25 protein-coding genes, 1 riboswitch and 1 other annotated feature are annotated in these 23,628 nt (G+C 44.6%); of the genes, 13 read left to right on the top strand and 12 right to left on the bottom strand.

The window, feature by feature from the left end; all coding sequences use genetic code 11:
• Positions 1 to 293: 293 nt before the first annotated feature.
• Both CB4_RS21915 and CB4_RS15930 read right to left on the bottom strand, forming a co-directional pair.
• A complete protein-coding gene (locus CB4_RS21915) occupies positions 294 to 428 on the bottom strand; it encodes a hypothetical protein (RefSeq protein ID WP_269459507.1) in 135 nt (44 codons plus the stop codon).
• 48 nt (positions 429 to 476) lie between these two features.
• Entirely contained in the window at positions 477 to 869 is a 393-nt protein-coding gene (locus CB4_RS15930) for an acyl-CoA thioesterase (RefSeq protein WP_096466760.1), read from the bottom strand.
• Between the two features lie 448 nt (positions 870 to 1,317).
• On the opposite strand from CB4_RS15930, the gene CB4_RS15925 reads away from it, so the two are divergent.
• The 3 genes from CB4_RS15925 to CB4_RS15915 all read left to right on the top strand — a co-directional run bounded on the left by CB4_RS15925 (position 1,318) and on the right by CB4_RS15915 (position 3,978).
• The gene (locus tag CB4_RS15925) at positions 1,318 to 2,025 is read left to right on the top strand and encodes a response regulator transcription factor (protein WP_096466758.1); all 708 of its coding nucleotides are present in this window, start codon (positions 1,318 to 1,320) and stop codon (positions 2,023 to 2,025) included.
• Positions 2,013 to 3,479 (top strand): sensor histidine kinase, encoded by a 1,467-nt coding sequence (locus CB4_RS15920; protein ID WP_231956042.1) that lies wholly within the window; start codon positions 2,013 to 2,015, stop codon positions 3,477 to 3,479. Before CB4_RS15925 ends, CB4_RS15920 begins: the two co-directional genes overlap by 13 nt.
• Positions 3,480 to 3,594: 115 nt before the next feature.
• Positions 3,595 to 3,978 carry a hotdog fold thioesterase gene (locus CB4_RS15915; RefSeq protein ID WP_172890954.1) on the top strand — a complete coding sequence of 128 codons (384 nt, stop codon included), beginning with the start codon at positions 3,595 to 3,597 and terminating at the stop codon, positions 3,976 to 3,978.
• A 52-nt stretch (positions 3,979 to 4,030) separates the two neighbouring features.
• On the opposite strand, the gene CB4_RS21910 is transcribed toward CB4_RS15915, so the two are convergent.
• Together CB4_RS21910 and CB4_RS15905 are read right to left on the bottom strand one after the other, a co-directional pair.
• Positions 4,031 to 4,705: a peptidylprolyl isomerase gene (locus CB4_RS21910; RefSeq protein ID WP_096466756.1), complete on the bottom strand. Its 675-nt coding sequence runs from the start codon at positions 4,703 to 4,705 to the stop codon at positions 4,031 to 4,033.
• A gap of 31 nt (positions 4,706 to 4,736) precedes the next feature.
• Positions 4,737 to 5,456: an SDR family oxidoreductase gene (locus CB4_RS15905; RefSeq protein ID WP_096466754.1), complete on the bottom strand. Its 720-nt coding sequence runs from the start codon at positions 5,454 to 5,456 to the stop codon at positions 4,737 to 4,739.
• Between the two features lie 138 nt (positions 5,457 to 5,594).
• Between CB4_RS15905 and CB4_RS15900 the strand changes: the two genes are divergently transcribed.
• Positions 5,595 to 6,722, top strand: coding sequence for an HAD family hydrolase (locus tag CB4_RS15900; protein ID WP_096466752.1), 1,128 nt, complete (start codon positions 5,595 to 5,597; stop codon positions 6,720 to 6,722).
• Between the two features lie 88 nt (positions 6,723 to 6,810).
• On the opposite strand, the gene CB4_RS15895 is transcribed toward CB4_RS15900, so the two are convergent.
• Both CB4_RS15895 and serA read right to left on the bottom strand, forming a co-directional pair.
• A complete protein-coding gene (locus CB4_RS15895) occupies positions 6,811 to 6,948 on the bottom strand; it encodes a Fur-regulated basic protein FbpA (RefSeq protein WP_157738014.1) in 138 nt (45 codons plus the stop codon).
• A gap of 438 nt (positions 6,949 to 7,386) precedes the next feature.
• Complete coding sequence (gene serA, locus CB4_RS15890; RefSeq protein WP_096466748.1) at positions 7,387 to 8,973, bottom strand: phosphoglycerate dehydrogenase; 1,587 nt, start codon at positions 8,971 to 8,973, stop codon at positions 7,387 to 7,389.
• Positions 8,974 to 9,071: 98 nt separating this feature from the next.
• Positions 9,072 to 9,313 (bottom strand) — a binding site (T-box leader).
• 292 nt (positions 9,314 to 9,605) lie between these two features.
• On the opposite strand from serA, the gene CB4_RS15885 reads away from it, so the two are divergent.
• On the top strand, positions 9,606 to 10,046 hold the full coding sequence (locus CB4_RS15885) for a DUF1284 domain-containing protein (protein WP_096466746.1): 441 nt from the start codon (positions 9,606 to 9,608) through the stop codon (positions 10,044 to 10,046).
• A gap of 277 nt (positions 10,047 to 10,323) precedes the next feature.
• Here the strand turns inward: CB4_RS15885 and CB4_RS15880 are convergent, their stop codons facing one another.
• Positions 10,324 to 10,812 (bottom strand): hypothetical protein, encoded by a 489-nt coding sequence (locus CB4_RS15880; RefSeq protein ID WP_096466744.1) that lies wholly within the window; start codon positions 10,810 to 10,812, stop codon positions 10,324 to 10,326.
• 328 nt (positions 10,813 to 11,140) lie between these two features.
• Positions 11,141 to 11,638 (bottom strand): inorganic diphosphatase, encoded by a 498-nt coding sequence (locus tag CB4_RS15875; protein WP_096466742.1) that lies wholly within the window; start codon positions 11,636 to 11,638, stop codon positions 11,141 to 11,143.
• Positions 11,639 to 11,746: 108 nt separating this feature from the next.
• On the opposite strand from CB4_RS15875, the gene CB4_RS15870 reads away from it, so the two are divergent.
• Positions 11,747 to 12,577, top strand: a complete 831-nt coding sequence (locus tag CB4_RS15870; RefSeq protein ID WP_096466741.1) for a DUF92 domain-containing protein — start codon at positions 11,747 to 11,749, stop codon at positions 12,575 to 12,577.
• A gap of 306 nt (positions 12,578 to 12,883) precedes the next feature.
• Here CB4_RS15870 and CB4_RS15865 read toward each other — a convergent pair whose 3' ends face one another.
• On the bottom strand, positions 12,884 to 13,852 hold the full coding sequence (locus tag CB4_RS15865; RefSeq protein ID WP_096466739.1) for a magnesium transporter CorA family protein: 969 nt from the start codon (positions 13,850 to 13,852) through the stop codon (positions 12,884 to 12,886).
• A gap of 115 nt (positions 13,853 to 13,967) precedes the next feature.
• Positions 13,968 to 14,136, bottom strand: a riboswitch (M-box (ykoK) riboswitch).
• Positions 14,137 to 14,300: 164 nt separating this feature from the next.
• Here CB4_RS15865 and CB4_RS15855 point away from each other — a divergent pair.
• Together CB4_RS15855 and CB4_RS15850 are read left to right on the top strand one after the other, a co-directional pair.
• Complete coding sequence (locus CB4_RS15855; RefSeq protein ID WP_096466735.1) at positions 14,301 to 14,969, top strand: BsuPI-related putative proteinase inhibitor; 669 nt, start codon at positions 14,301 to 14,303, stop codon at positions 14,967 to 14,969.
• Positions 14,970 to 15,281: 312 nt separating this feature from the next.
• On the top strand, positions 15,282 to 16,913 hold the full coding sequence (locus CB4_RS15850) for a DUF2339 domain-containing protein (protein WP_096466733.1): 1,632 nt from the start codon (positions 15,282 to 15,284) through the stop codon (positions 16,911 to 16,913).
• A gap of 193 nt (positions 16,914 to 17,106) precedes the next feature.
• On the opposite strand, the gene CB4_RS15845 is transcribed toward CB4_RS15850, so the two are convergent.
• Positions 17,107 to 18,591, bottom strand: coding sequence for a hypothetical protein (locus CB4_RS15845; protein WP_096466731.1), 1,485 nt, complete (start codon positions 18,589 to 18,591; stop codon positions 17,107 to 17,109).
• 133 nt (positions 18,592 to 18,724) lie between these two features.
• On the opposite strand from CB4_RS15845, the gene CB4_RS15840 reads away from it, so the two are divergent.
• On the top strand, positions 18,725 to 19,102 hold the full coding sequence (locus tag CB4_RS15840) for a PH domain-containing protein (protein WP_096466729.1): 378 nt from the start codon (positions 18,725 to 18,727) through the stop codon (positions 19,100 to 19,102).
• Between the two features lie 15 nt (positions 19,103 to 19,117).
• On the opposite strand, the gene CB4_RS15835 is transcribed toward CB4_RS15840, so the two are convergent.
• Both CB4_RS15835 and CB4_RS15830 read right to left on the bottom strand, forming a co-directional pair.
• Complete coding sequence (locus tag CB4_RS15835) at positions 19,118 to 19,342, bottom strand: hypothetical protein (RefSeq protein WP_096466727.1); 225 nt, start codon at positions 19,340 to 19,342, stop codon at positions 19,118 to 19,120.
• Between the two features lie 114 nt (positions 19,343 to 19,456).
• Complete coding sequence (locus CB4_RS15830) at positions 19,457 to 19,726, bottom strand: hypothetical protein (protein ID WP_096466726.1); 270 nt, start codon at positions 19,724 to 19,726, stop codon at positions 19,457 to 19,459.
• Between the two features lie 271 nt (positions 19,727 to 19,997).
• Between CB4_RS15830 and CB4_RS15825 the strand changes: the two genes are divergently transcribed.
• The 4 genes from CB4_RS15825 (at position 19,998) to CB4_RS15810 (ending at position 23,396) form a co-directional block, all read left to right on the top strand.
• Positions 19,998 to 20,357, top strand: coding sequence for a SpoIIAA family protein (locus CB4_RS15825; RefSeq protein ID WP_096466724.1), 360 nt, complete (start codon positions 19,998 to 20,000; stop codon positions 20,355 to 20,357).
• A gap of 188 nt (positions 20,358 to 20,545) precedes the next feature.
• Positions 20,546 to 22,255, top strand: a complete 1,710-nt coding sequence (locus CB4_RS15820) for a YcdB/YcdC domain-containing protein (protein WP_096466722.1) — start codon at positions 20,546 to 20,548, stop codon at positions 22,253 to 22,255.
• Between the two features lie 163 nt (positions 22,256 to 22,418).
• Positions 22,419 to 23,003 carry an O-methyltransferase gene (locus tag CB4_RS15815; protein WP_096466721.1) on the top strand — a complete coding sequence of 195 codons (585 nt, stop codon included), beginning with the start codon at positions 22,419 to 22,421 and terminating at the stop codon, positions 23,001 to 23,003.
• 75 nt (positions 23,004 to 23,078) lie between these two features.
• On the top strand, positions 23,079 to 23,396 hold the full coding sequence (locus CB4_RS15810) for a helix-turn-helix domain-containing protein (protein WP_096466720.1): 318 nt from the start codon (positions 23,079 to 23,081) through the stop codon (positions 23,394 to 23,396).
• The last annotated feature ends 232 nt before the right edge of the window (positions 23,397 to 23,628 follow it).

Below are 23,628 nucleotides of genomic sequence, written 5' to 3'. Positions count from 1 at the left end.
CTCCCACTCCCCGCACAACGTTTCGATTTATAAAAAAACATGCGATGCCAGAACGGATTTGCTCGGGTCGCGTCTGACTCTTTGAAAGACGCCTTCCTTGTTTTTTACCTGCATAGCAAAGCTCAGCCTCTTGATATTGCTTGATGGTGTTTAACCAAAGCGTGCTAGGAGCGGGATCGGGCGGGGCAACGGAACGCCTGTACGCGATCCCCAGCGGAAGGTACCAGGTGAACGGGCTTTTGCCCACAATACTTCGATGCGAATACATCGTGGGCCCTCTTTTGTGGGCGAGTTCACCTGGTACCTGGAGTGGACAGCCCATACTCCGTAGCGAGCGTACCGAAGTGACGAGGCCCCGCCCGATCCCGCTCCTTCACCATACTTTGGAGAAAACCTACACCAAAAAAAGAGGCTGCCTCAGTCGCCATGTTCTGGCTTTGGGGACAGCTTCTGTTTATTTTTGTCGTGCAGTTAGCCTAGCTAAACAACGCTGCCAGCTCGTTCGGTACCGGGCGGCTTGTACGCTCTTTGCTGTCCATGGCTACACTCGTTACGAGCGCATCCGCTACTAATTCGCCACGTTGATTATGAATTTCCTGTTTCAGTACATAGCTTGTACGCCCGATTTTCTCTGGTCTTGTTGTGATTGTCAGTCGATCATTCTGCAGGCATTCTTTGCGGTAGTTTACATTAATGTTTACCGTTACGGTCTGAATGTTCATCTCCAGAAATTTATCATACGGCAGTTGCGCCTGTTCGTACCATTCTTCACGTCCCCATTCCAAATATTCCAGATACTTTGCGTTGTTTACATGTCCATTCACATCGATCTCAGTAGAACGGACAATAATCTCGAGAGATGCTTCCATAGCAGGTTTCCTCCTAAATATATGTATAAATACGTTTTTTTCTATTTTATCGTCTTTTTACTGGCTTGCCAACGTTTTGCCTTATTTAGATGGTCATAAAATGATCATAATTTGGTTATAAAATGTTCTTGACTTACACATAGTCCTGTTACATTTATCAGGTAAAGTATAAGCATAAGGAGGTGAGCGAGAGAAATTCTCCGGCGGTACGCTGTATAATGGAATGACATCAAACGACCAACAAAACGAGCAAAACGCCTGTACGATGACACAGCGAAAACGCACCGTCTGATTTACTTAACTGACAACAACACAACCTACTTTCAAAAAAATTAAATAGATAGCTTCACGCTTCTTCTTCCTAAAAATAGCCGGTACCCTGTGTACCGGCTATTTTTAATAGGAGAATAAGAAATGTGCTATACTGTTCTACGGAGGGGGAGATGCCATGAACGGAACAAAAGTACTCGTTGCAGATGATGATGTGAATGTAATTGAGATTATTCGTCTGTACTTTTCCCAACACCATATTGAGCTGATTGAAGCGCATGACGGAAGTGAAGCGGTACGTCTGGCGGAGACGGAGAAGCCGGATGCGATTATTCTTGATGTGATGATGCCTGTGATGGATGGATATGAAGCGTGCCGGGAGATTCGCAAAACGATGGATACGCCGATCATCATGTTGTCTGCTAAAGGGGAGGAGTTCGACCGGGTACTCGGTCTTGAACTCGGAGCGGATGACTATGTCACCAAACCGTTCAGCCCCCGGGAATTAGTGGCCCGCATTAAAGCGATTTTTCGGCGCATGCAGCCTCGAGTATCGGAAGAGAAGGAAGCAGTTGTTCAGGAGATCCGCTTTTCCGATTTAGTGATTGACTTGCAAGGGCGGCAGGTGATTGTAGCGGGAGAAAAAGTAGCGTTTCGTCCGAAAGAATTTGATCTGCTTGTTTTTCTTGCCCGCTCATCTGGTAGTGTATTCACGCGGGAGCAGCTTCTTGAACAAATCTGGGGCTATGATTTTTTTGGAGATATCCGCACGGTAGACGTGCATATCAAAAAAATCCGCCAGCATCTTGCAGCACTTCCTTATGAGTGTATTCACACAGTATGGGGTGTCGGCTATAAGTTTGAGGTGGAAGCGTGTTCCGTCTAATTCTTGACTGGTTTGGCGTTAACAAAAGTATTTTTCGTAAATTGTTGCTTAGTTACATGGTAACGGTGCTGCTCGGACTCGGTGCACTCGGATTGTCGATGTCCGTGCTCGCCAAAAATTACATATACGATGGAACAAAAGAAGAATTGTTGCGCAAGGCGAAGAAGGTGAATCTAGCCATTCAGACAAGCCAGGCAAATCCGTGGAATGAAGACCAGACCCAATCGATTCTTGCGTTTCTTGATCAAACGTTTGATACGCGTATCTGGGTGTTTGATCAGAGTGGTCATATTATCGCAACGTCTACACGCGACGAAGTGTTTATCGGTAAATCTGTTGCCCCGCAGATTGTGGAGCAGGTCATGCACGGACAGAATGTCGTGCAGAACCTTGCATTTGCAGGCTTAACCAAACCGATGGTATCGGTTGTAGTACCGTGGGGACAAAAAGATAAAATATTTGGTGGTATCGTGCTCCATGCCCCTGTAGAAGGCATCGAAGAGACGGTTGGCAATATGCGCGTGATGATTTTATGGGCGACGCTTCTCGGTATTCTTCTGTCGACGGCGATGGTATCGTATTTATCGTGGACGATCTCTAGGCCATTGAAGCGGATGGATATGGTGGCGCTTGAAATTGAAAAAGGGAATTACGAGCAGCGCATTGAGGTTACGTCAGAAGATGAGATTGGGGATTTGGCGCGGTCGATGAATCGGATGGCGGCCACACTTGCCCATGTGGAAGCCGAGCGGGATGAACTGGATAAAGTACGGCAAGACTTTATTGCGAATGTGTCGCATGAGCTGCGCACACCGCTGACGACGATGCAGGGATTCCTTGAAGCGCTACAAGACGGGCTTGTACAAGACGGAGCATCACGTCATAAATATTATGATGTCATGTATAAGGAAACGTTGCATATGAGCCGTCTGGTGGATGACCTGCTTGAACTGGTCCGACTGACAAAGCATGAATTTAATCTGGTCAAACAGCCGGTTAATATGGAGGCATTGTTGAATCGGCTGGCTTTTACGTTTACTGCAGAGGCAGAGAAGCGTGGACTCGCGCTTCGTCTTGCCCTAGATCTTCCTCTTCCAGCCGTGCTGGGAGATGCGGGCCGAATTGAGCAGATTTTTGTGAATTTGCTGGGCAATGCGCTGAAGTTTACCGAGCATGGATACATTGAGCTGGCTGCTCGAGAAGAGAAGGGCGGAGTGGAAGTGACGGTTACCGATACGGGGATTGGCATTGCCGAAGCTGATCTAGCCCATGTTTGGGATCGTTTTTTCAAAGTAGATCGAGTTCGATCGCGCTCAGAAACAGGAACAGGATTAGGGCTAGCGATTGTGCAGGAACTAGTTGGTTTGCATGAAGGGGTTATCACGGTGCAGAGTAAACTAGGAGAAGGGACTGTATTTACGGTATGGCTCCCGGGCAATGAAGAACAGACGTAGAGCGTACATGCCGATGAGCGTGCGCTCTCTTTTTTATCGCAAAAATACTATGTATGTGTTATATTCAGAATATAAAGAAAAAATAGGAGGCGAGTATATGAAAATAAAAGAAAATATGCAGGAAACGATGATGGGAGCGCTTGGCATCGAGATTACCGATATAACACCGGATCGTGTAGTGGGGACGATGCCGGTACATAACGCAACCCATCAGCCGTTTGGTATGCTGCACGGCGGCGCATCGGTCGCACTTGCTGAAACGCTGGCGAGTATGGGGACGTGGAATTTGATTGATCAGGAGACGGAAGCGGCATTTGGCTTAGAGATTAACGCGAACCATGTGCGCAGCAAACAGGATGGGATCGTGACAGGGGTAGCCACGCCACTCCACAAGGGGCGAACCACGATGATCTGGGAGATTAAAATCACAGATGAAGAGGATAAATTAATTTGTGTATCGCGGTGTACAGTAGCGGTGGTGAAGCAGCGGCAGAAGTAAGCGTGGCTAGATGAAAAAAACGGGCGCCCATCAAGATCGGACGCCCGCCTGGTTATTTCTCTTCAATTGTAATCGTGTTAATGACCACTTTTTCTGTTGGGAGGCTTTTTTCTCTGGCTGGACTTTCTTTGACTGGAGTAGCTGCGATTTTTTCAACAACATCTAACCCTGTTGTTACTTCTCCGAAAACGACATATTTATCATACTGTGGCTGATTCAACATATCAACTTGTGGACCTGTGCCGATAAAGAACTGGCTTCCATTCGTATTTGGACCACGGTTGGCCATTGCTAGTGTTCCTTTTTTGTGCTTGTGTTTATTTGGAAGCTCATCATTGAACTGATATCCTGGTCCGCCGGCGCCAGTTCCAGTTGGATCGCCACTTTGTATCATGAAGTCGCGGATAATGCGATGGAATACGTTCCCGTCATAATATTTTTGTTTGGCAAGGAAAACAAAGTTGTTCACAGTCATAGGTTCGTCTTTTGCATACAGTTCCACAGTGAATTTTCCTTTAGATGTATCAAAGTGCGCAAAATATTTTTTGTTTGGATTGATCTTCATTTCAGGAGCCTTGCTCCACTGCTTGGCCGGCTTTGGTACATCCTGTGGTGTCGGTGTTTGTTTCTGTGTATTTTGCGGTGTCTGTGCCTGTGGTTGACTGCATCCGATGGCAAGGACTATAACGAGAGTAGCCATGATACATAAAGTAAGCCATTTTTTCATACGGTGATATCCTCCTGAATTTTTTATGTAGTTAAAGTTTTGTCTGCGGCACAACCGGGCGCATAATCACTTGATTCAAAATGACATGCTCTGGTGCGGCAGCCATCTGATAGGCAATCTGTGCGACATCTTTCGGATGCAGCGCATAGTCTTTCGGATCGGTGCCACCGAAGTATGTCTGGATCGAGCCAGGGCAGATGACGGATACTTTAACGTTATGCGATTTCAGCTCCTGTGTCAAAATATCGGTGAACGCCATCAAGCCGAATTTGGTTGTGCAGTAACCCCCTCCGCCTGGGAAAGTAACCGTTCCCGCGACACTTGAGATATTAATAATATGCCCACGTTTTTGCTTGATAAGATGTGGAGTAACATATTTCGTGCACAAAAATACGCCCTTCAGGTTTACATTCATCATCTCATCCCACTGTGCTTCCGTCAGCTCATGAATCGCCCCGAAATGCCCGAGTCCTGCATTGTTAATCAAAATATCAATCTGTCCTTTTTCGTCTGTAATGCGTTGAATCAGTTGCTCGACAGCGGCACCATTTGTTACGTCACATGGCGCCGCGATAATTTGTCCCTCAAGACCAGCGGCTTCCTGTACAAGCTCGTCTAATAAGTCGGTGCTGCGTGCTGCCGCGTATACAGTCGCTCCTTCCTCCGCAAACAAGAGACACATCGCACGTCCTGCTCCTTTACTGGCACCAGTAATGAGAGCAATCCGATTTTGTAATGACTGGAACTCCATACGATCCCTCCTTTCTTCCTTATTTATTTTACCATACAATTATTAAAATGAAATTTGCGTCAAAAGACGATTAATTCATAAGAAATGTGTTAAAATGTTCGTATTACACCAAACTATTGGGGAATTTGGAGGAGAGGCATGTTTCGTACTATTTTGTTTGACGTAGACGGCGTATTGCTAAGTGAGGAGCGTTATTTTGATGCATCCGCGCTGACCGTATGGGAGATGCTGTACAGCCAAAACTATACAGGACTTACCACAGAAACATTCGAACCAGCACCGGAAGAAGCGATTATTCGCCGCGTCCGTGCAGAGGTATTTGATAACGATAATGTATTGAATTTTGTGAAAACACGCGGCATTAATGCGAACTGGGATATGGTATACCTGACATATTCATACCACCTGATTGCTCTTTTAGCAAAGATTGCGGAGACGAATCCGACAGCCGTAAAAGAAATTCTGACTGCACAAATCAACCGTGACGCGATTAATCGCATTCGTGAGCTTGCAGCGGGCGTTGCGTTTGAAATCGATTACGTGGCATTTGTAACTGATTTCGAGAAGAGCACAGCAGAAAAGCAAGAATTGCTGCTGTATTTGAATGATATTGCGCATGAGAAAACAGGAGTTACAACGGATATCTTCTCTCGCAACAGTGAGCTGTGGGATTTATGCCAGGAGACGTTCCAGGAATGGTATCTCGGCGACCGCTTGATTGCGGATTCGATTGGCCGTGAAGCGTTCCAAAAAGGCAAGAAAGGCTTCCTTGATGATGAGATTCCGATTGTGGAACCCGCGCAAATGGCAGAAGTGCTTGCGGAACTGAAAAAGCGCGGTTATACGCTCGGCATTGGTACAGGCCGTCCACGCATTGAAACGGTGGAGCCGCTCAAAGCAATGGGACTGTTGCAATACTTTGATGAGAACCGTGTTGTGACAGCAAGTGATGTACTCGATGCAGAGAAGCGCTATCCGGAACGTGCGCCGCTTGCGAAACCGCAGCCATACTGCTACATTAAAGGGATGCTCGGCATGGAATGTGACGATGCCGACTGTTTTGCGCTTGCTTTACCGATTGAGAACGGAGACGAAGTGCTCGTTGTCGGGGACTCGGTTGCCGACTATATGGCAGCGCAAAGCATTGGCTGTAAGTTTGCGGCGACACTGACAGGCTTGTCTGGTCAGGAAGCGCGTGCGAAGTTTGAAGAGTTGAAAGCAGATTATATCCTTGATGATATGCGAGGAATTCTGACGATTTTATAAGCGTACGTGGTGGTAAGCCGCATCTGTTTCGGTTTGGAGGCAGGTGCGGCTTTCTTCTTTCTCCCTTCGATATATGTTTTCTGATTATTCACAGTGATGTATCTAAATAGAAATGATAAGCAGACATAATTTCATCGAGTGAGCATTCATATAAATGGCGTTCGTTAATTTTGAATACGCCCTGTTCAATCAATTGTTCTTTTAAAAACTCTCTGGTTTCGTTCATCGCACTCTTCACCTTCCTCATGTGTAAAAAGGCAGACTGAAAGATTCAGTCTGCCTCTCGTTGTCGAGTTAGCTCACTTACTTTATATAATATTTTTATTAATCATATAAGTAAAGTGCGGATTTTGTTTTTAGTGTAGAAAAATACTTTTGTCTGCTGATATAAAGTATGAATCCAAGAAGTAGCGATAGAAATCTAGCTATCATAAAAATAATGATGCTAAGGTTTATAAGGCATCTTTAATTCACGAAGGTAAAATTACTAATGGCTGGACGTGGAGTACATAAGTACATGACCTGTACTTGATAGAGGAATGTCTACACGTTGAGTAGATCGGAAGCCATCAAGCACATCATCTATAATATTAAATCCAAGGTATCCAAATCATAAAAGCAAAAGCCACCGGAATCATCCAGTGGCTTTTACTTCTATGATCTCTTACAGTTCAAGTTGTGTTACGCTTGTAATTTCACCAAGCTCACCAAGTGTATCCAGTACATCAGGGCTTACTTCTTTGTCGACAGTCAGAAGCATAATCGCCTGTCCGCCAACGCCACGGCGTCCAACCTGCATAGTGGCGATGTTTACGTTGTTGTTGCCAAGAACTGTACCTACGCGGCCAATTGCGCCCGGGCGGTCGTTGTGATGAACGAGCAGCAGGTGTCCTTGCGGCAGCAGATCAACAGAATAGCCATCGATTTTCACGATGCGTGGGCCATAGCCGTTCAAAAGCGTACCTGATACAGTTTTTTCTTCCTGGCTTGTCTTCAGTGTAACCGTTACGAGGTTGCTGAAGCCACCGCTGTATGTTGATTTTTGTTCCGTTACATGGATGTCACGGTTTTTCGCCAGGATTGGTGCATTTACATAGTTGGCGGCAGCTGAACCAAGGTGATACGCAAGAATGCCTTTCAGTGTTGTGCGTGTCAGTGCTGCGGTATCGATGTCTGTCAGATCACCGGAATACGTTACGATCACTTCTTTCAGACCGCCAACAGCTGTTTGTGCGATCAGGGAACCAAGTTTTTCGTTCAGATCGAAGTACGGTTTTACTTTTTCCATAACGTTAGCCGGAACAGATGGCAGGTTTACGGCGTTTTTGAATGGCTCGTCATGCAGGATATGCAAGATTTCTTCTGATACGTCGATCGCCACATTCTCCTGCGCTTCGATTGTAGAAGCACCCAGGTGAGGTGTTACAACGACCTGAGGCATTTTTAGAAGCGGGTTATCGAGCGGCGGCTCCTGTTCGAATACGTCAAGGGCTGCACCGGCTACTTTGCCACTTTCAAGCGCTGCGATGAGTGCTTGTTCGTTGATGATACCACCACGCGCACAGTTAACAATGCGAACGCCGTCTTTCATTTTTTCGAATTCTTTTGTGTTGATGATATATTTTGTGTCTTTTGTCAGTGGTGTATGCACTGTGATGAAGTCAGCTAGTGTGACGACTTCTTCTAGCGTAGCGAATTGTACGCCGAGTTTGTCCGCGCGCTCTTGTGTCAGGAATGGATCGAATGCAACGATTTTCATGTTGAAAGCTTTACCGCGTTTCGCTACTTCTGCACCGATACGGCCAAGGCCGACTACACCGAGAACTTTATTGTTCAGCTCAACACCTGTGAATGATTTGCGGTCCCATTCGCCGTCTACGAGCTTTTTGTAAGCCGGTGGAATGCGGCGAGCAAGTGCCATAATCATCGCAAAAGAGTGTTCTGCTGTAGAAATTGTGTTTCCGTCTGGAGCATTAATAACAACAACACCTGCATTGGTTGCGGCAGCAAGGTCAATGTTGTCCACACCTACACCAGCGCGGCCGATAGCTTTCAGTTTTTTGCCGGCTTCGATAATAGCTGGAGTTACTTTTGTCTGGCTGCGAACGAGCAAGGCATCATACTCGCCAATAATCTCAATCAGTTCGGCTTCAGACAGGCCGGTTTTACGGTCAACTTGTACATCTTCTGCGTCGAGCAGCTTCTGGATACCAAATTCGCTTAATGGATCGCTTACTAATACTTTAAACATGTATTTGCACCTCCGTGGCGCCAAGGCGCCTTCCCCTTGAAATTTTTGTTTTGAAGAAAAAATAAAAAACCTCTCGCGCTCACTACATGTATGCTGCAGTGAGGGACGAAAGGTTTATTTCGCGGTACCACCCTCATTTGTCGCTGTTTCGCAACAGCAACCTCATCTAGTCACCTGCGTGACCAGCGCTGATAACGGAGCGACCGTGCAGACCTACTGGAATGAATCGTTCAATCTGCCAGCTCAGGAGCGCTCAAATGTCAGGGGATTCACCGGTTCGCAGCAACCACCGGCTCTCTGAAGAATCATGTCTGGCATCTCTCTCCATCAAAGCTGTTTGGATATTGTTTGTTGTTATGTTCTTATCATACCATCTTTTTTTTGAACAGACAAGATGTTTTTGATTGAAATCTTAACATTTTTAATTATTTTCTTGCGCAATGTTCGGATTTAGGTGGTTTCTTTATTTATAATTCTAGCAACTTGCCGTACGGATGTAAAGTTGTTTTGCGGGCTGAGCTTGTAAAAAAATTGAGAAAAAAGTGAATGATGTGCGAAAAGCGTGCGAACCAGATGGAGGACGTGGTACAGTGTAAGGAATGCAGGAATTGTCGGGCAAGGGAGGTGGCATCATGAAGATTACGACACTGCGCGGACATCATCTACTGTGTGTGCACGGCTTTCAAGGGATGGGGTACAGTCCGTCTTTTGTTGCCAATATGGAAACGATTGTGCAAGACATTCGAGACCCCGCCTGCGATGTTTGGCTGGAAGTTCGCATGGAATTCGATGATGTATGCATGGCTTGTCCACATAAAGGTCGTACGGTGTGCCAGGCGGGGGAAGGATCGGACCCGCATGTGCGGGCAATGGATGGCCGAGTGATTCGCCACTTACGGATTGAGCGGGGGGGCACATATCGCAAGGAATGGTTGATGAAGCGCATTGCTCGCATGGTTGAGCCGGATGATCTTGATGAGCTGTGCGCAGGGTGCTCCTGGCTTGCACAGGGAGTGTGCAAGGAAGGAATCAGGAAGCTGAAGGCACGGTATATGGCGAGTGAATGTGTGTAGATAAAAATAAAAAACTCTCATGCACTTTTATCAAAGAAAGATATATAATGTGTAACATTATATTGTAAAAAATAGAGGATAGATGTTAGCAGAGGGTTATCTGCTTATCTATCCTTTTTTGTACTACAAAAAGACCTCTTTTACCACGACATGTATTGCTAAATAAATACGAAGTTGTTTAGAAAAAATAAGGTAATGGGCAGCCTTGACTGTCCACTACCTTATTGACACAATAGGAGCAGGAATAGTAACTGCTCCTGGAACCTAAATGTTTCCTCTATGATTTTTTGATTCTGACTGCTGTGAAGGTGATGGGGCCAGTGAGATCGACATTTACTGAACCTGGAGTGGGTTCTAGTCCGGATTCCAGACTAAGAGTTAATGTATACAGTACGTCATCATCACCTAACGACTCCAACACTTCCTTGGTAATAACGTCTACATGAGCAATTGGAATTTGGAGTACACTACTAGCTTCATTAGGATCATTTGAATCAAGTTCAAGGTCAGTCCTGAATATCTCTTCTCCAGTAGCAGCATCTCCTCTGAATATTTTTACACTTAGATCAACAGGGTCTGAGTTATTATCAACTCGTAGTGTTCCACTTAACCAGATCCTATCATGTTTGTCGATGTTATCAACTTCGAGAGTTGCTACTGTGGAATCTTCAACTTCGCCTGAAAAATTTCTTTCGAATGCGGGAGTATTTGGATTGACTACAAAGAAGTCAAAATCGCGAAATTTGTTTTTATGTTCGTGAGACATAATAATAATCTCTCCTTTTCTATTAAGTTACTCTATCTTATTTACGAATTGTGTTAATAGAAACGGCTAGTCTACCACTGCATTCGCATATTTTTGAAAAAATTAGTTATTTTAAACGACATTATTCTGAAGGAGGTTTTAAGCCCCTTTTTTAAGGGGGCTTTACAATAAAAAAAGGTATATCACGTTATTGGTGACATACCTTCAAAGAATAAAATGTGTAACATTCAATTAAATTTCCCTTAGTAACTAATTATTTATGTTCTCTTGTATCTTTAGTTTTACATAGTAGGGAGTTTTTTTATTGTATCAGCAGGCAAAAACGCAATTATTTCGTTTCTGCGTAGCGAGCTTTGCACTCTTCGATAAGCTGAGCCGCTTTTTCTGCGCCTTCCCAGCCTTCGATTTTTGTTTCTTTGTTCTCGAGGTCTTTGTAGCGCTCGAAGAAGTAAGAAATTTCTTTTGTGATGTGAGCTGGGATATCATCGAGAGACTTCACATCTTTCCAGCGTGGATCATCAACGGGTACACCGAGAAGTTTCTCATCTTGGCCTTTGTCATCAGACATTACAAGTACGCCAATGATGCGAGTAGAGATCACGCAGCCTGGGAATGTCGGGAATGTTGTGAGTACGAGTGCATCAAGCGGGTCGCCATCAAGTGCGAGTGTGTTCTCAAGGTAGCCATACTCAGTTGGATAGTGCATTGGGGAGAAGAGAACGCGATCTAAACGGAAAGCACCGATTTCCTTATCGAATTCATACTTGTTCTGGCTCCCTGCTGGGATTTCTACGAATACGTCAACCACTTTGTTTTCAAATGCCATGGTATGTTTCCTCCTTATTATTGTAAATTGTCTAATATGTATTGCATACACCTGCTTTATTATAGCAAGTTCCCCTTCATAAGAAAAGAATGTCAGGAGCGAAATCGAATGGAAGAAAGGTTTTTATTTGGACTGATTGGAAGCGTGCTCATCGCAGGAATTGCGTATAAGAAGCGATCATTGTCTGTTAGCGGAGGAATCGCTGCTATTATGCTCGGTACAGCACTGTATACGTTCGGAGATGTGAAGTGGTATGGGCTTCTGCTTGCGTTTTTTATCTCATCAAGTTGGCTGTCGCACCGCAAAAAGCAGGAGAAGCGGGAGGTGGAGTCGTTGTTCGCCAAAACAGGTGTGCGCGACTGGCTCCAGGTAGCGGCAAACGGGGGACTCGGTTTGGTCGCAGTGCTGGGAGCGTTTCTAAGCGGACGGGATGACGTGTGGTTTGCCTTTTATATTGGAGTTTTGGCAGCAGCGGCAAGCGATACGTGGGCAACTGAGATTGGTGTGCTGTCACGCAGACCGCCCCGCCATATATTGACTGGGAGAGTCGTGACGTCAGGGACATCGGGAGGCATAAGTCGCCTGGGTCTTGTGGCATCGCTTGCGGGAGGCGCATTCATCGGTGCAGCAGCGCTCTTGCTGACTATAGCGTCCGGCGGGGAGATAAATTTTACGTATGTATGGCTTGGTGCGGTGGGCGGCCTAGCCGGAAGCCTAGCAGACAGTGTGCTTGGAGCAACCTGGCAGCGGACATATGAGTGTGCGGTATGTCGCAAAGAAACGGAACGAGCTGTCCATTGCGGCGCACAGACACATCCGCTCAAAGGGTATGCCTGGTGCACGAATGATGTCGTGAATATAGCGGGTACGATTGTAGGTGGAGTAGTGGCAGTGTTCATTCATGTACTTGCAGTTTTGACGTCATATGTTTTTTTGTAAAGCGAAACATTGTTGGGGAGCGGGAGAAGGGAGAAGCAAGAGAGCGCCTGTGCGCGCCTACCCAGCGGAGGGAGAACGGCGAACGTGCCTTTGCCCGCAATTCTTCAGTGAACGAGCATCTTGGGCTTTTCTTTGCGGGCGAGTTCGTCGGGCTCCCGAAGCGGACAGTCTGAGCTCCCCTGTAAGCGTAACTAAGCGAACGGCTTCTCTCTTCTCCCACTCCCCACCACATACTTTCGGTTTCACAACAAAAAAAGCTGCCCCGCTCGCCATGTTCTAGCGCCTGAGACAGCCTCCATATATCTGTTACATAAACTTACGACGCAAATACCACCACATCCACCACGATAGCCCGGCTAAGGACACGCAAACAAATATCGTCATATACCATGATTGCTGGAATGGCAGCGGCACGTTCATACCGAAGAAGCCGGTGATAAACGTAAGCGGAAGCATAATGGTAGAAATCATCGTCAGGATGTTCAGATTCTCGGTTGTTTTGGCGCTCATGATCGAATAATACGTATCAAGGGCACTGTTTACGAGTTCCTTAAATGTCTCTGTCGAATCTGCAATGCGTTCCAGGTGATCTTTTAGGTCGATATAGAATGGAATATTATCTTCTTGAATTGGGAATAACCATTGATTGCTTGCATTGGCGAATACCCTTTTCTGTGGCAGGATCATACGTCGGATTAGAATCAAAGTTCGCTTCAGTGCGAGGAACTCCTCGGTAACGATTTCCATTTTATGTTCATACATCTCGTCCTCAATTTCATCAATACGAATGCTGATACGGTCAAGAATCGGGAAGTATTCATCGGTGATCCCGTCAATAATAGAATACAGCAGGTAATCAGAACCACGGTTCATGTATTCCTTGCTTTTGAGGGATGTGGCCGCAATTCGTCCAATTGAATGCATCGGGCGTTTATGGATCGTAACAATATAATTCGGCCCCATGAACACATTCAGTTCAACCGTCGTAATCTCGGTGTCACTTTCTTCATGATAGCGCAATGCATGGAACACGAAGAAATGGTAATCTTCATAGTTATCCACTTTGGCACGCGGACTGTGCTGAAGACAGTCTTCGATAGCGAGCGGGTGGAAGTTGAACAAATTGGCGATGTAGTGCAACTCCTGATTGCTCGTGTTGAACAGGTCGATCCAAAGTAAATCTTCATTGGAATGGAGGAATTCGTCAATTTTGTTCAAGTCCACATCATGGTACATCTCCTGCTGTGAATGATTGTAGAAATACGTTTTGATCACGGGAGCCACCTCCTTAAAAATAAGTCAAAATAAAAAGCGCCTCTCCTCAATATTCCGGGAGAGGCGCTACCATATGCAGTCACGCCACGACAAAAAGCACGCGAAAACGCGCTTTGTGCATTCCCCCTGGTTGAGCTTTGGCACAGAACAACGTAGAGTCCGCTGACTCAGCCACGTTAAGTAAAGCCTTAATCCGGCAATACCTGTTCTACCCATTGGCGTCTTTCGACGTTTCCGGGCAGTGGCCTGTGTTTGAACTGGAGCCTCGCCTAACGAGAATCGCAAATCATAGTAAATTGTAAGCTTCTCTAAGCATAAAAAGCGCGCTTCGTTTTGTCAATCCCTTTCTTGCCAGAAAACATCTATTGCATTGAGAAAGAGGAATCGTGCATACTTTACAGACACAAGAGGCGTCATACAAGTATCCATATAAAAGTAAGGAGGGCGTATGATGAAACGGAAGCATACACGAACACTACTGGCTACTCTTGCACTTGCAGCGGTGGCAGCGGGAGCGGTGCAGGCTGCGCCTGCCCTGACACAAATCTGGGTCGATGTGAATCCGGTGACCATTCAGATTGGAAGTGGACCCAATGCAGAGAAGCATACAGGTACATTCCAGAATGGAGAACAAACGGTACCGCTGTCGATGCTGCATAACGGCACAACATACGTGCCGCTTCGATTTGTAGGGGATGTTTTGCATAAAGAGGTAAAATGGGATGAGGCTGAGCGAGCAATTACGATTTTTGACGGAGGGCAGGGAGGTATTGTGGCCGGGAAGCTTGAAACCGTACTCGGGTATGATGGAGCGGACTCACTTGTATTCTCTATGAAAAACCAGACGGAACAAGAACAGACACTTACGTTTACAAGTGGAAAAAAATTCGATTATGTAATCTGGAATGAGAAAGGCGAGCAGGTACGACAATACTCCAAGGACAAAATGTTTACCGCAGTAATGTCCAAACTTGTGCTGAAACAAGGGCAGGAGGAAACATTCACGGCACCACTTGAAGGGCTGCCCGCTGGTACGTATAAAGTGAAATTCTGGGTGACGGCGCAAGGGGCAGATGTAAGTCAAACGATTACATTTCGCGTTCCAGCTCAAAAGTAAAGTTCTGAAAGGAAAAGAGCCTGTCCATCTCGCCGGACAGGCTCTTTTTATTTTTGCTTTCGCGATTTCCACCATTTCATGATCTGGATGATAACCTGGTTGAGTGCGGCAATGGCAATGCCGGTCAGAAAGGATGCGATAAATAGCTTGAGGATCGTCATGACATGCCTCCTACATGATGTCTATTGGTATTATACCATGTACGTATGTGATTAATAGCATACAAGTTAGGTGTGGATAGGTATATTGTTTCACTAGTTAAAAATAGGATTAAATAGTATAGTAAGGAAAAAAAGCGGTTAGGAGGGCAACATGAATCAGGAGCAGCGGATTGCAGAACTTGAAGCTCAGGTTGCTGAGCTTACGCGCAGGTTGGAAGCCGTGGAGTCTAAGGAGCGCATGAAGCATGATTTCACACATAAAAAGCAGAGGGAAGAGATTGTATCGATTCTGCCTCCACCGGAAAAGGAGCCAGTAGACTGGGAAACGTTGCTTGGGCGTGTCTGGCTACCACGCGTGTTTGTTATGGTACTTCTGATCGGTATTGTCTGGGCATTTAAAGCATCAATTGACAGAGGCTATCTAACAGAATCGGTGCGTGTAGCGCTTGGATTTATACTAGCCGGGGCCTTTGTGTTTTTAGGGCGACGTCAGATGGTGCGCAAGCATGCCGCTCTCGGGCAGGTGTTACTTAGTGGTGCGGTGTGTGCAAGCGTGCTTTCCACGTTCGCGATGCATATGCTGTACGGATTTATTCCAGCTGTGCCTGCTTTTGTATTGAATGTAATGTGGATTGCGGGAGGGGTATGGCTGTCGCTTCGCTATGAGTCCCAGGCGCTAGCTGTGCTGTCTTCGCTGGCCGGGGTGCTTATTCCGTTCCTTGTGGAAAGCAAGGAACCAAGTGCGTTGTTTTTTACAGCATATGAAGTTGTGTTATATGTAACGTTTCTATATGTGGCGATTAAGAAGCAGTACAGTACGCTGTATTATTCATCAGCGATCTTGTTGCAGCTTGTCCTTACTATATTCTGGATTATATCAGACGTGGAGGGAGCACACGTGCTGGCATTGGGCAGTATGGTGCAGCATGTATGTCTGCTCATCTTTATGATTCGCTCACCTCGTTGCTCTCTTTCGTACTATGGCATGTTACTTGCGACATTTGGCCTGACGACAAGGTGGATGAAGATCGGTCTATCTGATCTGGAAGTGGAAGGGGCGTTGCTTGCTTTTACTGTAGGGTACGCAGTTCTTGCGTATCAGCAGTATGGACGAAGTAAGGAAAAAGCTGCGGTGGCTGCCTCTATCGCATCATTCGCTTTGACGGCGTACATCATGGAAGCGTGGGATGCAGAGAGTGAATCGCTTCTTCTTATATTAGACGGTACACTGGCGCTGTATGTGGCGGTTATGTTGCAGTCGAAATGGCAGCGGATAACCGGTATACTCATTTATCTTTTTGGTACGTGGGTGATTGTTTGGGAGCCGATCAACGAATTATTTTCGCTGGAAATGTTGAGCTGGCTCGTATTACTTGGCACAGGAGCCTGGCTGTATCGGTTATATCGGCGTGATGTTCCTGTTTTTGTAGGGAGAGTTGTGCAAGTAGCAGGTCTTATGTATGCAGGTTTGCTGCTGCTGTTTGTAACGGAAGTAACAGACGTGGTGATGCGGGATTTCACGTATGAGATTCAGCGGCTTGCTGTATCTGGAGTCTGGGCGCTCTATGCGGTAGCAGGACTTGTATATGGAGCGAGGAAGGAGAAGCAGGATATACGGCGCCTTGGACTTGCTCTTCTGATCGTAACGCTTCTGAAGGCAGTTTTTCTGGATGTTCCGTCTCTGTCCCTGCTGGTACGTGCGGTTCTGTTTATCGGACTTGGTGCAGTTGGTTTACTGATGTCGCGCCTGTTTTATTCGTCAGCGTCGGAGAAAAAAGAGTAGGGGGAAATGTGGTGCTGTCACGGATAAAAGAAAGATACAGTATTTGCGCTTATGGGTGACAAAGCCAAAGTTGAAATCAAACCACTGTTTGCGTTCTTGTTGCGATGTGTATTCGGGTTTGGAATACTTCTGTATATCATCCAGTAAGTAGAAGCAGCCCCCGTGGTTTGGCGGGGGCTGCGCGTAGTATGCATTATCGAGTGGCAAGCCATTTGTTTTTCTCAGTAATGAGCCATTGGATGTCTGTACTTTTCGTACCAGTGGCCCGATTGAGTAAATACTGAGAGAGAAGCAGATCGTTACGTGTCAGTTCAAGATAGTCACGCTGCGGAAGCGGGTGTAAGTTTTGGCTCAGTGCATAGTACAAATTATGATTTGGCATCACCCAGCGAGCCTTCGTGTCTTCGATTCCCCTAAGTAGGGTGATCGCTTGCTGCTTTTTAGCGGAGTTCTGCGTGTACACATACGACTCTAGTAAATAGTTCAGATTCGCCACTTGATGATTGAGCGATGTGTGCGAGAGATGGCCTTGCTCATCCACATAGTCAGGGATTAGCCAACCTTCCTTGCCGGTTTTGAGCGAATACGTGTTCATATACCAAGTATGGTAGTGATCCCACTTCTGCAGGCAGGCCCACACTGCATCATCTTTTGTAAAATGGGCGTATCGCAGGAGAAAGGTGGCATTATCGGCGTTGCGCCGGTTGTCCATATAGGCAAAACCGATCTTGTAATCCTCATACAGCCAGCCACTAGAACGCGGCTGCGTTGGCCAGTATCCATACTCGTTCTGATTACGAATTGCGCTGTATGCTAGATGCGTGGCGATGTCGTAAAAGAGCGAGCCATAGCTTTTGTCGAGGTACTGCACCGCCTGCAGCCCTTCGAGGTTGGCTGGATTTAAGTAAAATGATGTTGAAGTATACGGCTCGTATGTCGCGTCCGGTGTGCGGGAATACGAGCCGTCTACATCCAGCTTTCGGATCGTGTCAAATTCAATTGCGGCGGCGGCTCGTGCTGCGTCTTTATTCTCGAAAGCAAGAAGCGGTTGTCCGGCCAGGATGCCCCAGGTTGAAGCCGATATATTTTTCTCAGCAGGAAGTGGTACGGTATACGTGATGGATTGTGCGCTTTTTTCAATGGCGACAGAAGGACGCTTCGCCCTTTTTTCCGCAAATGTGCTATATCCGAGCGGAGTACAGGATGTGACTGATCCGATACGGTATGCAAGAGAAGAACCTTGTACATAGAAGGGCGTCGAAGCTGAGGCTGGCAGTTTGATACGCTCCCACTTTTTTTCGCGCAGGATCGAGGCGGATACAGTAGATGTATCCGATGCCTGGATTTGTACAGACACAGTAGCGCGGCGCGTAGTTGGATCTTGTTTAGCAAAATATAGAACATCGCCATTGTTGATGCGGGCAAGCACCAGTTCGAATGTCCGCTTGTTTGACTGATAGCGGTAATACGTGTAAGAAGCATGAGGATAATTCACGGTGTGAATCACAGGAGGTACTGTTTGCGGCCAGCCTAGCAAACTGATCGTGTAATCTGTTTTACGATCATTGGTTACGTCCAGAGAAAATGATGACAGGGGTTCTTCCTTGGCATATACATCTATCTGAAAAAACAAAAAAATAAAAAAGCAAACAGGCAACACGCGGATGATTTTCTGCATAGGGTCCCTCTCCCTGTATGTTCTCATATGCTTAGTGGAAGTATTTAGTGAAAAAGCCCGTCCGATTGGATCGAACAGGCTTTATAGAGCTTATTTTACCATAAGAAATTGTGGATAAGGAGGAAAATTTGATATGGGTTTTTTTGACGGATTTATGGGAAATGCTTCAGAAGTTAATGTTGCAGAGGTACAAAGAGAGTTTGCACATGTTTTAGCGAAGAGTGAAAACATTGATAAGGCGTATAAATTAATTCGTGATATGTTCATTTTCACGAATAAGCGTTTGATTCTTGTTGATAAGCAAGGCTTAACAGGGAAAAAGATCGAGTATCATTCCGTTCCGTATCGAAGTATCACTCATTTTAGCATCGAGACAGCGGGTAGTTTTGACCTGGATGCCGAGCTAAAAATATGGATTTCTGGAAGTCAAACGCCTATCCAAAAGCAATTCAATAAGAATTTGAATATTTATGAACTACAAAGTGTATTAGCGGAGTATGTCCTGAGATAGGTCGCGAAATCCAGTCTATCCCTTATGCTTCCGATAGAAAACATATTTGAACACACCAAAGATTAGCAGGCCAATGATGACAAGGGGCGTTAATTCTGGGAGTGCAAGGGAAGCCATAAGAGCATCCGAATACACCATAAAGTCAAGCATGCCAAGGACGAAAATGGTCAGAATAAGCGTCTGGAATCGGGAATAAAGAGCAGCAAGCTGGAACCAGATGAACTGCAATAAGCGGGGCATGACGATCCTCCTGGTATACGTGTTTCTTGTTTATACGAAAGTTGATTCCAAAATGTTACTTCAATTTGAACGATTATGTCAGAATGGAAAACTTGGTGACAGCACCAATGCTTTTCAGCTTTTGTTTGGTCTTCTTTTTAATTGCTTTAGTTCTTCTTGTAGCTGATTAAGTTGTTTCTGCATTTTATCAAGTTGATCTTGCGTTTGTTGCTGATCTTTTTCTTGTTGAGCTTGTTGTATACTATTTTCTTTTAGGGAAATGGATTGTCCAATTAATTGAATAGAGTCACCTACTGCAGATAGAAATTGTCCGATTAGCTGTAAGATCTCACCTTTGTTTTCCGTGCTTTTCTCATTGTTGTTACTTTTATTATTTTTATTCATATACACTCCTATCTGTATATAGGGGGATTTATATACAGATATAGTATGCGAGGAGCAAAGGAATTATGGGGAAATAATCTCTTCTATAACTCCATGCTAGGTGCTCAGTATGACACGCTACAGAGCGTCACGAACGCTCTGCACTTGCCAATCAGAAAAATGTATAAAGGGTTCCTGATCGCTTTTTAAGTTTTGTCATGAATTTCGTTATATAGCGCAAGGATAGTCTACCTCTATATCGAATAGAAATAGGGAAGGGAAGGTGACTTCTATGATAAAAGTGATGGAAAGTCGTAACGATGCTGTTGTAGCGATTGAAGTTAGTGAAAAGATAACAAGAAAGGACTACAAGGATATTGAGCAAGCTTTCCAGGAAGCAGTCGATCGTTACGGGAAGATTCGAATGCTGGTTATTGTCGGGGAATATACAGGGTTTTCCTGGGATTCTATTTTAGGAAAGATCGAATTTAATAAGGAGTTCTATCGGTATTACGACAAAATTGCTGTAGTAAGTGATCGTAAGTGGATGAAGCCTATTATTGAACTAGAAGATCACTTCATTAAAGCCGATATAAAGTACTTTGATCCAGAACAGCAGAATGAAGCGTGGGCATGGATCACACAAGAATAAAGACGTGAGGGAGACAGCAGAAAGGAGCTGTCTCTTTTTAAGTAGTAGCCATCTGCATATGGACAATACAAATCAAAGGCGGCTACATAAAGCTGTCTTTTTTATATTGGAAAATATTGTTGAAATCATTTGATTTATCGGTATCATGGTAATATATTGTAATTTTTACATAGTAAAGGGGAGATACAATGAAACGATCATTCACCGCACTTCTGCTGACAGCCACACTGCTTCCGACAGGAACGGTTCTGGCCGCAGAGCAAGGGAACACACCGACTGCTGTCGAACAAGTAGCCGTTACTTCGGAAATAGCTCCGATCCCGCCAGCGATTCAAAAAACGATGGGCAAGCTTTTCGCGCTGCAACCCGCCTTTAAACAACTGCATATTCAGATGAGTAGTCCAAATGAGACTAGCAAAATTTTTTCCGTCTCGCTTGCAGACGATTCGAATGATGGAATGATTGGCCCTAGCGCATACCTGACATTCGATATGAAAACAGGAGAGCTCCGTTCGTTTGATCTAAAAATAAAAGAATGGGCCTCTGAGAAAAAACCGTCTACCGCATTAGCGAAAGAGAAAGCCGAGCAGTTCCTTATCAGCTGGCTGGGTGCTGAAGGGCGAAAACAATTTGGTGAACCTACCTCAACGGGGAGCGGATCATCTACATCGTATGACAAAGACCAAAAACCAACTACATGGGCAGAACGTCGAGTTCAATTCCCGCTTGTTCTCAATAACATTCCTGTTTCGAGTCGTGAATTCCCTTGTATGGAAGTAGATGGTGCAGGACATGTTGTACGGTTTGATTACAATCCACCCAATCTAAAAAATATATCGGTTCCAACCACTGATCATATTCGATCGGCTGAGGATATGAAAAAGCAGCTCATTACGGCAGATAATCTTGCGCTCCAGTACGAGGAGGAACAGCCGGAAACATATGGCTACCCTCAGAAAGGCACACAAAAAACAAAACCGGTACTGCGCTATGATTTGCTGAATGTATATGGAACTTTCGATGCTCAAACCGGCAAGCCAATTAACAGTATGACAGGAGAAGAACTTAAACAAGCCTCTCCCTTTTTGGCTCCGTGGAAAATTGTGCACATCCATCCGCAAGGGAATAAGTTAATCACTCATTCAGAAAAAGAAACAGCAGAAATATTAAGTAAAGTGTTCGACTTGGACTTTAGCCAGATGCGGATACAAAAAAGCGATATGCCCTCTTCTACTAGTAGAGAACAAGATCCATACACCCACTATTATGGGAGCAACCAAAAAGACAGTAGTATTAATGTAAGCGTTGAAAAAGCAAGTGGTTTAATTACGAATGCAAGCCTAGATATAAATGAAGAAAACAATCGCCCAGCAACAGTCAGCAAGGAAGAGGCTTTCCCAACAGCACTTGCATTCATTGAAAAATATTCCAGTCCTACAGCTAAGGAACTGGAGGTCCACTATATGATATTTGAAGAGGAACAGCCTCCAGCCTGGGCGGACAAGGAAAAAAACGATACATTTTTAAGAAACGAACGGAAAAATCATCATTTCTTGTTCCAGGAACGCCATGAGGGTATCCCGATCATGGACCGTTCATACATTGTGACCGTTGACGCAGTAACCGGAAAGGTGATCAGTTTTTCGATTGTTCCATATAAAGAAAAGCTCTCTCTTCCTGTGCCAGAGGGAATCGTGTCAAAAGAAAAAGCGACTGAATCCTTCCTGCAAAACAAAAAGCTAAAGCTGGAGTACTTATGGCCATCCTACTTTGGTCAGGATGGCCCCGCTCCAATCCTGACGTACAGGTGGGAACATTTTGAAAATGCAATCGATTATGTTGATGCATTTACTGGAAATTACGTGAAGATACCAATTGAGTGGAACGATGAAGAATAGCTATATGTAGAATTAAATATGCTAACAAACCAGTAAAGAGTAGCGAATAGGCTGCTCTTTTTCTTTTGGAAAAATATTTCATGTTTGAAGGAGGTGATGTAAAATTGAATTAAAAAGTTAGTTTAAATAGTAAAAATCGAAATTTAATGTCGGGGGAAAAGCGATGCAAAAAAATATCGAGATATTGTTGAATGAGCTGGAATCTTTCGGAATACATAACGACGCAAATACTAACGACAGTGCATTAAGAATGAAAAATATAACAAAAGATACAGGGGAGTTCCTTTCTATTTTAATTAAGAGTAGTAAAGCTACAAATATTTTAGAAGTAGGTACTTCTAACGGATACTCAACAATATGGTTAGCTCAAAATTTCTTAGATGCCAAAGGGCATGTAACCACGATAGAATTTGATGATAATAAGGCAACAATGGCAGTAGATAACTTTAGAAAAGCTGGATTAGAGAGTACGATTACTTTGCATAAGGGAGATGCAGTGGAATTTATTAAGGAGCAGGCGGATGGGGCATTTGATTTTATTTTTTTAGATTCTGATCGAAAGCAATATATTAATTGGTGGGGAGACTTGAATCGAATTCTCAAAGATAAGTCTCTACTAGTCGTCGATAACGTAAATTCTCATAGGGAAGAAGTTACTGAATTTATTAACGTTATTAGAAATTCAGACGCCCATGACTCTTTGATTGTTTCTGTGGGAAAAGGGCAACTAATGATTTTTAAGAAGTAACGAGCATCTATAGTTCAATAAAAAAGGAGCTGTCACCCATTCGCCTAGTTAGACTTTTTACAAAAACGTTCTAATGTGGAAATCGCCTTTTGCATCCCTTCAACAGAAGAAGAAAAGGAAATTGATATCAGTAGTACTGGCTCCGTTTGTGTTACTCCTGCAAGCAATGACCAGCTTACACTTGAAGAAAAAAATACAGATAAAGACATGTTAACCGTTGAAGAAACAGCAGAGCTTTTACGTGTGTCAAAACCAGCCGTATATAAGTGGATTCGCAATAAACAAATTGATTTTATTCCACCAGCTATTAACAACGGGAAAGGATACCTTATCCCTAAAGCTCAATTTGAAGCTCGTTTAAAAAGAATGGAAGCATATAAGCTTTATTATTAAAAGAGAAGGGTCTAATTGAAATGTATACTATTATCTTAGCAATTATAGCAGGGATATTTTCAATTTTTTGTTATGGGTTAAGTGAAGCACCTTTAAGCAGGGACATTTTTTTAGGACTAATAGCAGGAACATTGATAGATATCTATTTATTATTAAAAAGAAAAATGAAGTAATTAAATAGAACATGAATTTGATTTAAAAATGATTTTACGGTTCTAAGACCGTTTATTTA

The organism is Aneurinibacillus soli (assembly GCF_002355375.1).
Lineage (GTDB): Bacteria > Bacillota > Bacilli > Aneurinibacillales > Aneurinibacillaceae > Aneurinibacillus > Aneurinibacillus soli.
This window is presented reverse-complemented; position numbering and strand designations above follow the sequence as displayed.

Coding starts and splice junctions, on each gene's coding strand:
- CB4_RS15895 (WP_157738014.1), bottom strand. CDS start 6,948: ATGAACGAAACCAGAGAGTTTTTAAAAGAACAATTGATTGAACAGGGC.
- CB4_RS15830 (WP_096466726.1), bottom strand. CDS start 19,726: ATGAATAAAAATAATAAAAGTAACAACAATGAGAAAAGCACGGAAAAC.
- CB4_RS15870 (WP_096466741.1), top strand. CDS start 11,747: ATGGAAGAAAGGTTTTTATTTGGACTGATTGGAAGCGTGCTCATCGCA.
- CB4_RS15850 (WP_096466733.1), top strand. CDS start 15,282: ATGAATCAGGAGCAGCGGATTGCAGAACTTGAAGCTCAGGTTGCTGAG.
- CB4_RS15855 (WP_096466735.1), top strand. CDS start 14,301: ATGATGAAACGGAAGCATACACGAACACTACTGGCTACTCTTGCACTT.
- CB4_RS15825 (WP_096466724.1), top strand. CDS start 19,998: ATGATAAAAGTGATGGAAAGTCGTAACGATGCTGTTGTAGCGATTGAA.
- CB4_RS15905 (WP_096466754.1), bottom strand. CDS start 5,456: ATGGAGTTCCAGTCATTACAAAATCGGATTGCTCTCATTACTGGTGCC.
- CB4_RS15880 (WP_096466744.1), bottom strand. CDS start 10,812: ATGTCTCACGAACATAAAAACAAATTTCGCGATTTTGACTTCTTTGTA.
- CB4_RS15925 (WP_096466758.1), top strand. CDS start 1,318: ATGAACGGAACAAAAGTACTCGTTGCAGATGATGATGTGAATGTAATT.
- CB4_RS15900 (WP_096466752.1), top strand. CDS start 5,595: ATGTTTCGTACTATTTTGTTTGACGTAGACGGCGTATTGCTAAGTGAG.
- CB4_RS15930 (WP_096466760.1), bottom strand. CDS start 869: ATGGAAGCATCTCTCGAGATTATTGTCCGTTCTACTGAGATCGATGTG.
- CB4_RS21915 (WP_269459507.1), bottom strand. CDS start 428: ATGGCGACTGAGGCAGCCTCTTTTTTTGGTGTAGGTTTTCTCCAAAGT.
- CB4_RS15815 (WP_096466721.1), top strand. CDS start 22,419: ATGCAAAAAAATATCGAGATATTGTTGAATGAGCTGGAATCTTTCGGA.
- CB4_RS15840 (WP_096466729.1), top strand. CDS start 18,725: ATGGGTTTTTTTGACGGATTTATGGGAAATGCTTCAGAAGTTAATGTT.
- CB4_RS15845 (WP_096466731.1), bottom strand. CDS start 18,591: ATGCAGAAAATCATCCGCGTGTTGCCTGTTTGCTTTTTTATTTTTTTG.
- CB4_RS15820 (WP_096466722.1), top strand. CDS start 20,546: ATGAAACGATCATTCACCGCACTTCTGCTGACAGCCACACTGCTTCCG.
- CB4_RS21910 (WP_096466756.1), bottom strand. CDS start 4,705: ATGAAAAAATGGCTTACTTTATGTATCATGGCTACTCTCGTTATAGTC.
- CB4_RS15885 (WP_096466746.1), top strand. CDS start 9,606: ATGAAGATTACGACACTGCGCGGACATCATCTACTGTGTGTGCACGGC.
- CB4_RS15875 (WP_096466742.1), bottom strand. CDS start 11,638: ATGGCATTTGAAAACAAAGTGGTTGACGTATTCGTAGAAATCCCAGCA.
- CB4_RS15835 (WP_096466727.1), bottom strand. CDS start 19,342: ATGCCCCGCTTATTGCAGTTCATCTGGTTCCAGCTTGCTGCTCTTTAT.
- serA (WP_096466748.1), bottom strand. CDS start 8,973: ATGTTTAAAGTATTAGTAAGCGATCCATTAAGCGAATTTGGTATCCAG.
- CB4_RS15915 (WP_172890954.1), top strand. CDS start 3,595: ATGCAGGAAACGATGATGGGAGCGCTTGGCATCGAGATTACCGATATA.